At 62.0% G+C, this 10,126-nt stretch carries 9 protein-coding genes; 2 read left to right on the top strand and 7 right to left on the bottom strand.

The window, feature by feature from the left end:
• A partial coding sequence (locus VGY55_23310; GenBank protein ID HEV2972916.1) for a 6-phosphofructokinase occupies positions 1-1,336 on the bottom strand: 1,336 nt, incomplete at its 3' end.
• A 291-nt stretch (positions 1,337-1,627) separates the two neighbouring features.
• Complete coding sequence (locus VGY55_23305) at positions 1,628-2,161, bottom strand: hypothetical protein (GenBank protein ID HEV2972915.1); 534 nt, start codon at positions 2,159-2,161, stop codon at positions 1,628-1,630.
• A gap of 178 nt (positions 2,162-2,339) precedes the next feature.
• Here VGY55_23305 and VGY55_23300 point away from each other — a divergent pair, with 178 nt between their 5' ends.
• Positions 2,340-3,083, top strand: coding sequence for a hypothetical protein (locus VGY55_23300; GenBank protein ID HEV2972914.1), 744 nt, complete (start codon positions 2,340-2,342; stop codon positions 3,081-3,083).
• A 102-nt stretch (positions 3,084-3,185) separates the two neighbouring features.
• Here VGY55_23300 and VGY55_23295 read toward each other — a convergent pair whose 3' ends face one another.
• The 5 genes from VGY55_23295 to VGY55_23275 form a co-directional block, all read right to left on the bottom strand.
• Positions 3,186-4,016: a WecB/TagA/CpsF family glycosyltransferase gene (locus VGY55_23295; GenBank protein ID HEV2972913.1), complete on the bottom strand. Its 831-nt coding sequence runs from the start codon at positions 4,014-4,016 to the stop codon at positions 3,186-3,188.
• A gap of 129 nt (positions 4,017-4,145) precedes the next feature.
• Entirely contained in the window at positions 4,146-5,324 is a 1,179-nt protein-coding gene (locus VGY55_23290) for a glycosyltransferase (protein HEV2972912.1), read from the bottom strand.
• Between the two features lie 123 nt (positions 5,325-5,447).
• Positions 5,448-6,257 carry a sugar transferase gene (locus tag VGY55_23285; protein ID HEV2972911.1) on the bottom strand — a complete coding sequence of 270 codons (810 nt, stop codon included), beginning with the start codon at positions 6,255-6,257 and terminating at the stop codon, positions 5,448-5,450.
• A 238-nt stretch (positions 6,258-6,495) separates the two neighbouring features.
• Positions 6,496-7,911: an O-antigen ligase family protein gene (locus tag VGY55_23280; protein ID HEV2972910.1), complete on the bottom strand. Its 1,416-nt coding sequence runs from the start codon at positions 7,909-7,911 to the stop codon at positions 6,496-6,498.
• Between the two features lie 5 nt (positions 7,912-7,916).
• Positions 7,917-9,461 (bottom strand): hypothetical protein, encoded by a 1,545-nt coding sequence (locus VGY55_23275; GenBank protein HEV2972909.1) that lies wholly within the window; start codon positions 9,459-9,461, stop codon positions 7,917-7,919.
• A 475-nt stretch (positions 9,462-9,936) separates the two neighbouring features.
• Between VGY55_23275 and VGY55_23270 the strand changes: the two genes are divergently transcribed.
• Positions 9,937-10,126: hypothetical protein (locus VGY55_23270; protein HEV2972908.1), on the top strand; the 190-nt coding region annotated here is incomplete at its 3' end.

Below are 10,126 nucleotides of genomic sequence, written 5' to 3'. Positions count from 1 at the left end.
GCGGCTCTTCACGATTGGTCGCTTCCTTATTCACGTAGGTTTCGAGGAACCGCACGAGCTTGTGAAAATCGGAGTCCGGATCGACGTGGCGGACAACCGTCACGAGCGTTTCAGGATTGACCAGTTCGGCGAAATCGACGTAGTGCAGCTCGAGCTGGCCCGAGACGGAGACCATCACGCCGTTGAGTCGCTGCTCGACAAGCGCACGATACGCCCCGACGCCCAACTGGCTGCCGAGCATCACATCGAACGAATTGGGTTTGGCGCAGCGAGCTTCGTAGCCGAGTTGCAGCCCGGTCACCTTTCGCGTCCGCCCGGTCTGTTTCTTGTATTCATCCGCGACCGCTTTGGCGAACATCCGGCCCAGGCCCACTTGAGCAATGTTGATGTGATCGTGGTCGTCGCGCGGGATGTCCTTGAGGAAGTCGGCCGGCAGGAATTCGGCAAGCCCTTCGGCCACGACGATCACGCCATACTGCTTTCCCTCCTGCTCGCGAATCCGCATTGTCTCGACGATCCGGTTGATGACTTCATCGACTTTCATCACGATGCGATTCCGCTTCTCGCCGGTCTTGGCATGAATGAACTCTTCGGTGTCGGCATAGGGGCCGTGGACGTCTTCGACGCTCATGACCAGGCTCGCCTCGCCGGCGATCGCCGCACCGTAGGCCAGCCAGCCGGCGCTGCGCCCCATCGCCTCGGTGAGATAATAGGCCTGGTTCGCCTCGGCATCGGCCAGCAGATTGCGGATTTCGCCGGCGATGGTATCAACGGCCGTGAAATAGCCGAACGTGAAGTCGATCCCCATGTAGTCGTTGTCGATGGTCTTAGGCAGATGCACCACGGGAATCCGCCGGCTGCCGGCGGGAAGTCGATCCTGAAACAATTTGAACTTATTGGCCGTCTTGAGCGTGTCGTCGCCGCCAATCGAGACCAGCGCATCGACCTCGAGCGAACAGAGCGCCTCGTAAACGGTCCGCAGAGGAGCAGACCGCACCGGATCGTCAAGGTGACTCGGGTGCGAAACGTCCTTGCCGGGGTTCGTCCGTGCGGTGCCGATAATGATTCCCTGCGAGTTGCGGGTCCGCCGTAAAGTCTTATGGTCGATCGGGATGTAGTCGCTCCCCGCGACGAGTGGATGCTCCTTGCTGAATTCGACCAAATGGGAGTAGCCGTTCAAGACACCGACGACTTGGATGCCGTTGCGAAGGAAGGAAACGGCCGCCGTGGAGATAACGGCATTGGCCGCTGGGGCGGGTCCACCGGCAAATAGGATTGCCGCCTTGTGAATCGGACGCTCTGTCTTGGACGAACGCGACAAAGGAGCTGTGGACATGGCAGCCTTCCCTGAAACGATTTGGCGCCCGATCGGCAACGCCAATGAGTATAAGCCTGAAACGGCGCTTGCGGGAGGGGACCGACCGGAACGGTTTTGAACGACGGATTCGCGCCGTTACGCGTTCGAAACAATCCGGCGCCGGGATTCCAAGCATCTCATCGAGGCTGATAGACCTTGAATTCTGATGAATCGTGCGCGAAAATTGAGGCGTGGTGGAGGGATGGAAGGATGGCCGCGGTGTCCGCCTTCGTATGCGCCGAGAAGTGGCCAGATGATCCGATTCAATTGTCACCGTTGCGGCATGTTGATCGAAGCCGCGGACGCCGACGTTGGCCGCAATGCCGATTGTCCGGGATGCGGATTGATTCTGATCGTGCCCGAGTCGACCATCGCATCGCCGCCTCCTCCGCCGCCGGAACCGACTCCACCTCCGGTGCCAGAGCCGCTCGCCGTTGCCGCGCCGCCGGTGGTTGCGGAATCGACGCCCGCCGTCTTTCCGCCGCTCGTTGGAACTCCGGCAACGGCAGCCGTTGTCATGCAGGCCGCGATGCCGATGCCGCCGGCGAGCTTGCCGGCGCCGGCGGCTGTGTCGCTAGATGATTTGCGCCTCGGCAACTCGGCGCCGCCACCCCTGACAACGACGGAATCGAGTTCGGCCCCCATCATCACGGAATCGCCCGCGAGTTCTTCCGGCTTGCGCAAGGTCGGAGGCTGGCGCGTGGTAAACACGGCCAGACAAAGCAGCGGCATTCCGGAGAAAGCGCGACGGGATTTGGTGATCGCGGCGATCGGAATCGGCACCGTGGCCGTTGGATTGCTCATCGGGATCATTGCGTCTTCGAACAGGCACGGCGATTCGCACGTCGCGGACAGCGTTGCGAGCACGGCGGCTCGCAATGCGGCTTTGCCAACGCAACGCGCGGATGATCAAGACGCTGAGTCCGTAAAACCGAAGCTAACGCCCTCGGCGGCGGCAGCCAAGTTTGTTCGTGGCGCGAATATGGCGGCCGCCGGGGGCGACCCGCGCGATGATCTCGATCCGCTCAAATTTGCTCTGGGCGCCTATCAAAGGGTGGCTGGCGGCCAGAATTCTAAAGTGCGTCGGCCGCAGCTCATCTTTGACGGTGATGCCAACGGCAGGGGGCTGGCGGTCGCCACCAAGACCGATAGCAACTCGACGGATTCCGCGACCGATGGTGATGCCGCGACCGCTGCGCACTCTGGCGCCTCCATTAAATGGGCGGCCGCAGAGAAGAACGAGCCGCAGGGATCGGGATCGCTGCAAGTGACCATCACGAAGGTGCTGGTCGGAAAGGTACCGACTTATCCGGTAGGCGGCTTGGCGGAGTTGTTCGATGTCACGCCCGATCCTTATTTGACGGTCTGGTTCAAGATCAAGAACACCGATGCCGCCGGGAGCGTCGACTATAAAGGCTGGATGGGACAGAAAGCGGAAGAGTCGGCGATCGATTCACTGTTGGTCGACGATCACGGTCGCGAGCACAAGCACATCAAGTTTCCCGACGATGCTGTCATCCGAGGAACCAAGCCTGCCGCGCCGATTTCCGCCGGGCAATCCGTCAACGATGCGCTCGTATTCCCCTTGCTCTGGGCAGACGTCGAATCGGCGCGGCTGACGCTCTCCGGCAAAGCGATCGGGCAAGACGAGGATTTGCACTTTCAAATCCCCAGCTCGATGATCAAGACCGACAACTCCAATCCGCTTTTGGGCGGTGGAAATTGAGCGAGCTGACCGGATCTCGCGTAGGTCAGGCCATTGGCCTGACTTCGACTGCTTCGGCCCCGCCTCGATCCACAGGCCGGATTGTCAGGCCAGAGGCCTGACTTATTCGATATTTGCTGATCTGGAAAGCGTGGTCCTGGTCGTTGCTGGCGAACGCGGTCTAATCGTTGTGCCGCGGATTTCGCGCCACAGCAGCCGCGGAAGGTGGATCGCATCGCGTAGGTAGCGGCGGGCCAAGCGCCGCGGTTCGCTCCCCAGGCGATGGAGCCATTCCAAGCCAACGCACCGCATCCAGCGAGGGGCCCGAGCCTTTTCGCCGGCCAGAAAATCAATCGTCGCGCCCACGCAAAGGGCGACCGGCGCGGCAATGTGCGTCTGATGCTCAAGCACCCAGAGTTCCTGCTTCGGGGCGCCGAGCCCAACGATCAATACGTCGCACTTGGACTGCGCAATGCGCGCCAGGATGGCCTCGTTTTCCCCGGGATTCCTCTCGAACCCGAGCGGCGGGCTGTAACACCCGACGACGTCCACTCCCGTCCACATCGCTTTGATCCGGTCTGCTGCACGCTCGGCGACGCCGGGCGCTGCGCCCAAGAGATAAATCCGCAACGAGCGCCGCGTTTCGGGGCCTTCGCCGGCCGCCGAAAACAGGGCCGGCACCAGATCGCTCCCCGGCACGCGCTCGGGCACTCCGCGGCGGAGCAGCTTGGCCGCCAACAGCAGCGGCATGCCATCGACGAGGACCAGACTCGCGGACGCATAGGCTTGCCGCAACTTCATGTTTTCCTGAAAGAGAACGGCGTGATCCGCGTTCGGCGTGACGACGAAACGGCAGACGCCGTCGCGCTCGACAGCCCATTTCAACAGTTGAGCGACCGCCTCGCGCATGCGGAGCGCATCGACCTCAAAGCCGAATAACCGAACACGATTCATAACACACTCCCCGATTGTCTCTGCCGTGGAACGGCACAGAGGCCATTCCCTACAGTCGGCTTCGCGGACCTAATTTGGAACGCCCTCCACGGCGTTCCGTGACGCGGCACGGATTAAATCGCAACGCAATCAGCAGAGAATCTCGCGATAGAGTTCGGCCATCCCGCGGGCCATGCTCCGGTCAGAAAACACGTCGCGCTGGCGGCGCCACGCGCTCGTTCGCAGAGAATGCCAATTCGCTTCGCCGCGGACGATCCGACCAATCGCATCGGCCAGGCTGGTTGCATCGCCCGGGTCGCACAGCAGGCCGTCCACGCCGTCACGGATCGCATCGGCGACGCCGTCGACGCGAGTGCCGATCACGGGGACGCCCGCTGCCATCGCCTCGATCACGACCATCGGCAGCCCCTCGGCAAGAAGGCTGGGAAACACGAGCAAATCCAGCTTGGCCAGCTCGCCGTTGACATCTGAACTGAAACCAGTCCACTCAATGGCCCCCTCAATCCCCAGGCGTTCGGCATAGTTGCGCACGCTCCGTTCGTAGGCGGCGGTTTGAAACGATCCAACTGCACGGAGGCGAACCGCCGCGCCCTGTTTGCGAAGCATTGCGAGCGCATCGAGAAGCGGCTCTAGCCCCTTGCGTGGGCGAAAAAGCGCGATCGTGCCGAGCGTCCAATGGTCTTGCGGCGGCGACCGCCGCGCGAGATGCTCGCTGGCCGGAACTCCGTTGCTCACGACTCGCACGCGCTCTAAGGCGATGCCGTGGGCCGCTATATAGCGCCCCGCGCTTTCCGAGACGGCGATCACGGCCTTGACTTCTGACAAGCTGAACCGCTCGACGACCGCGCTGAATCGACTGAGCCAACGTCGGCCGACTTCGTTCGCCGTCTGACCGTGGACGTGATGGACCATCGGGATCCGCGCCAGCCTGGCGGCGATTCGCCCCACGAGCGCGGCCCGCGGCGTGTGCGTGTGGAGCAACGCAAAGTGCTCATCGCGAATCAGGCGGGCCAGCTTCCACGCCGGCCGCAGATCGAAGCGGCCGCGCATCGGCAGTTTATAGAGCGGCGCAGCCGATCGCCGCGCCGCGGGAAACCGATTCGGCTTGACGCAGACGAACGACGTTTCGATGCCGAATTCGGGCAGCCGAAGAGCGAGAAGGTCCTGCACGCGTTCGGCGCCAGCAAAGTGCTCGCCGTTCACGACGTGCAGCACGCGGAGCGGCTGCCGGGGTCGCCGCCAGCGCTGGATGCTACTCTCGGCAGCGCTTGATTGCCGAGGATCGGACTGAACGACGAGGAGCGACATCGGGCGATCCCGACGCTGGCAGCGACGGCCACTGGACAGTGCGTGGCCGACGCTGCTAGCGCCGGCGGGGAAGCGGCGGTTTACTGTTCAAATATAGATTGCTCCGACCCACCGCGCCGGCCTTCAATAAGCGCCGCGGCAACTTAATACACTGAGTGGAGTTCGGACCAGGAGCTTGATGTCGGTCAGGAGGTCCTGATTTCGGGCGTACCAGATGTCCATCCGCACCCACTGATCGAAGCCGATTTCGGACCGGCCGCTGATTTGCCAGAGACAGGTGAGTCCAGGCTTGATGGCCAGCCGGCGGCGGTGCCAGGCTTTGTATTGGGCCACCTCCTTGGCCAGCGGGGGCCGCGGCCCAACCAGCGACATATGACCGACCAAAACGTTGAAAAGCTGTGGCATTTCGTCGATGCTGGTGCGCCGCAGAATCCGACCAATCCGTGTGATCCTCGGATCGTGCCGGTTCTTGAAAATCGGGCCGTTCTGTTCGTTGCGCACGAGGTGCTGCAACTTGTCGGCATCGAGCCGCATCGTGCGGAATTTGTACATCGGAAACCGCCGGCCCAAATGGCCGACCCGCTCCTGCCGAATGATGGGTTTTCCCTTGGTCGCGAACCACAGCACGATAAAAACGCCGATCAGAATTGGCGAAAATAGGACCAGGAAGACGGCGGCGCCGAGAATATCGAGCAGCCGCTTGGCGATCCGGTAACCGCGCTCGAGATTCCCTTCCGGTTCGACCAGCGGTTCGTTGGCTTCCAACCGCAATTGGGCCAGCGAAAAGTTAGTCGTCGGAATGGAGCGAATGGATTTCCAAGTTGCCGCGCTCGAAACGCTTGGGGAGGATTGCCGTTCGGCCGGCGGAGCAAAAACTTCAACATCGCTTTCGGGTTCGAACACTCGCAGCGGTTGACGGGCGACTGAAATCACTGGTGGAATTCCTAACAAGGCGACTTGTGGCGATTCTCGACAGGCCAGTTAGGCAAAGCTCATGCCGGGGTTGGCTATCGACGGTCGCGTTCCGCGCAACTATTGGTGGAGCGTTGCGTTCGGCGCCAGATGACCGCCGACGAATACGAGATTCACAATCGCCGCGTTGCATTCCGGAAATGCTCCGTTGTCGAAACTCCACGCGATGTGAACCATATCGGATCGCGCGCATGGTATTCTAATCGTTGTATACGGGCGTAATCCCAATCGGACGGAGCGAAAATGCCGCCGCGTGGCTTTGATCCGCTTCAGGGCTCCTGCCTCTGGCCCGCGTATCGAGGCCGACGGCGATGCCTGCCAGAAGAAACAACAAGGAATTGTCGAGCGTGGTGTAGCTCACCTCGTGGAACAGCATCTGCACCGCGTAGGTGGCCATTGCTCCGAGCAGCAAAATGCCGTGGGCGCGCATCCACCGTGGATTGCTATCGCGACAGAGTCGCCAGCCGCAGCGGGCCCAATAGAGCAGAATCGCCACGTACAGCGACAGCCCGATCAATCCCGTCTCCGTGAGCAAGCTCAAATACGTGTTGTGATGGATGTAGTCGCGAATCAATTCCAACTCCAGCGGCGTGGTCCGATCGCTCAGATAGGGGAGTTTTTCCTTGAAGAACTGGCCGAATCCAAAGCCCAGAATTGGCCGGTCCAAGAACATCTCCCAGGAGACATAGGCGAAGCAAGCCCGCATCCCGGCGGATTCGCGAGCTTCGCTGGCATTCCCTTCGCGCTGCAGATTGGCCAGGCTATCCAATTCGGCGACGCTCAGCACGAGCGCCGCCGACACCAGGCATCCCAGCACCAGCGGCCGCCAGGCGCCGCGCAGTGTCAGCCCGAGCACGACGAAGATGGCCAATGCGGTGCCGATCCATACGCTCCGCGTATAAGTAAAGCCCAACGCAGCCAGTTCCAAGGAAATCAACAGCAGCCAAATCAACTGCCCCAGGCGATTCCAACGGTCTCGCCAGACAAAGCCTGCCAGCATCGTCACTCCCAGGAAGAAGCCGTAGATGACCGCTTGCACCATCGGCCCGCGTGCCCGGCCAAAATGAAGGCCGACCGTCGAGTCCGCGATGTACGTCGGGAAAACGAGCCACCATTGTCGGCTGATCTCGGCGAGCCCTGTTGCCGCGAGATAGATTCCAAAACAGGCGAGCGCTCCGTGAACCAGCGCGACGCGCCGCTCGAAGAGCCGCGATTGTCTCGCCAGCCAAAATATGATTGCCGGAGTCAGAAAACCGGTAACCAACCGCCAAACAGGCGGCACGTAGCCCGGCGGATTGTCGCGCCAATTGTGAGTGAACGTGCTGAATACGAGCAGGCCGAGGAAGGCCAAGAGCAGCTTGTCGACCGTCTGCAGCGGCTTCGGGTCGGCCAGCCCGAGGTAGCGTTGCACGATATACATGCCGGCCAGTCCCAGGATCGCCAGTCGATCGAGCGTGACGGGAATTGGTCCCAGGTCGAAATGTAGAAATGGGTAGCCGAAGCAACTCGCGATCAGCAGAAACGCCAGACATCCGGCCACGAGCGAGCCGCGAAGCGTAAAAAAGATGAGCCACGCCCCGGCAACCAGCGCGGCGATCGCGATCAGCAGTTCCATGAGTTCTAGCGAGAGCGGCGGTTGCCGGCTTCAATCTTGGTCAGTGCCTCCTTGAAGGATAGGCCATGGGTCGCCGTCGCCGGCTTGCCATTCGGCCGAGAATCGCCGTTGACGACAGCATACGGGGCGGCGAAAGTGTGGCCGTTGGTCGTGGTCGTCGAATTCTGCGTCGTGCCGTAAATTGGGCCTTTCACCTCGGCGGCCTCCAGTTGTGACGATTGGATCGTCAGAAACAGGATGGCCAGCCCGAGCAGAAATCCGCCGGCCGCCCCTCCCAGCACGATCACGCTCCGGCTCGGGCCGATCGGACTCGCTCCGGTATCCGGGATGTCGATCCGGCTGATCAGGCTGGCCGAGTGCGCGCCCGCTTGGCTGGCACGGGCTTCGGCAAGTTGGTTCTCGGCGCTCCGCAGCGTGTCGGTGCGGCGATGTACTTCGGCCGCAAGATTGGCATAACCGGCCCGAATCTCGGCCAGCTTGCTGAGCCGATCCTTGGCGGCGGCAAGTTGTTTGTCGAGCGCGGCACAGCGTTCGGCGGAAAGGTGCAGTTCCAGCTTCACGCCGCCGATCGCGGCCTCGACCTCCTCGCTAATGTGCTGGCCGATCTCTTGTTCGATGGCCTTGGCGGCCTGCACGTGCGGATGGGCCTCGGCCATGCTGCCGAGCAACTGCGCCGTGTGGAGTTGGGCGTCCATCAGGCTATCCTTGAGGCGACGCAGCGCAGGCTGGGCTTCGAGAAGGCGGCTCGAAGCGGCCAGCAGGAATTTCGGATCGTTCTGCGAGCCTTCCAATAACTGGAGCAGCTCTTCGTTCGCCCGATTAGTCGCCTGAGCGCTGCGCAGCTCAGTTTCCATTTCGGTGACCGAACGTCGCAAAGGGCTGTCTCCCATCGCAGCGTCCGCTAGGGTCCGGAGTTCGCCCAGATCGGACCCGACCTCGGCGTCGATTCGGGCAAGCCGGTCGCTGGCCGTCGTGAGATCGGTCTCGGCGAGCGTTACCGTCTTGGAGAGTTCATCGACCATGCTTTGGGCCTTACTGTCGCGGAGATCGGCGAACCGTTGCTTGAGTTGATCGCTCAAGGCGGAGGCCAGAGTAATGGCTCGCTCGCGGTCATTGCTCTGCACTTGGAGATAGAATACCTCCGTCTTGCCGAATTCGGCCCCCTTCGGCGGACTCAGCTTGACGGTCCCTTGGAATGCGGCGACTTCTTGATCGGTCGGCCAGGCCAACTGACTTTGTCGATCGCTCGGCGGGCCGATCCGCTTGAGCGTGGCTGCGAGCACGGCATGACTCTTGGCGAGTTCCAGGATCGTCTCCTGAACGGTTTTCATGTCCTCGACCACGTGGAACTTGCCGGGCCGATCGCCGCCGACGGCTTCGTCGCGAACCGTGAGAGCTTGCGAGGCCTCCCAGACCGCCGGCCGCGCCAGGGCATAGGCGAACGCGGCCGCCGCGAGCACTACGGTTGGAGCAATCCAGCGAAGGGGATTTGCCACCAAGAGCTTGAGCACGTCGGTCGGAGTGATGGTTTGCTGACGGAATTGCGACATGGGTCGAAAGTTCCTGATTCAAGGGGCGAGCGATCGGCCGGCGTTGTGAGCGGTCCGATTGTTCGAGTTCGACGTTTGCAAAACAGATGCCAGCGTCGCCCGCCGCTGCCAATCCGAGGGTCCGGACATTGCCGAAGTGCGTGCTTGCAAATGGTTTTTGAAGGGATGCGTTCGGACGTTCGCCCGTCGCCGCCAGTTTGTTTCGCCCCTCGCTCGTTGCCGCTAGGAAACGCATTGTTTCGCAATCGCCGCCGTGATGCAGAAACGCAACGCTCCGAACCGCCGCATTCTCCATCTCGGCTCGGGGCCCGCGAATTTGCCAATCACGGCAATGTGACAGAGAGTTTGCTTGCGAGACACCGCGCGCTGGCCGGACCGCGCCGGTTGGGACCGCCAGCCGAATTGTCTCGCGCAAAGCGCTCACAACTTGCGGGCCGCAAACCGGCCGACTTGCCATCCGATCGAACTGCCGCGTATGACGACTTCCCCCAACCAGCCGAGCCGCGCTCCGTTCGACGTGGTTCGGCTCTCGACGCTGGGCGAGTTGCAGCCGTGGCGGATGCAATGGAACGCGTTGAGCCAAGATATCCCATTCCGTCGCTGGGAGTGGATGGAGGGTTGGTGGCGGCATTACGGGCAAACATCCGGCCATCCTTACCGAGGAC

The organism is Pirellulales bacterium, from assembly GCA_035939775.1.
Classification (GTDB): domain Bacteria; phylum Planctomycetota; class Planctomycetia; order Pirellulales; family DATAWG01; genus DASZFO01.
Note: the sequence above shows the minus strand (reverse complement) of the source record. Positions and strands in the feature narration are given on the sequence as shown.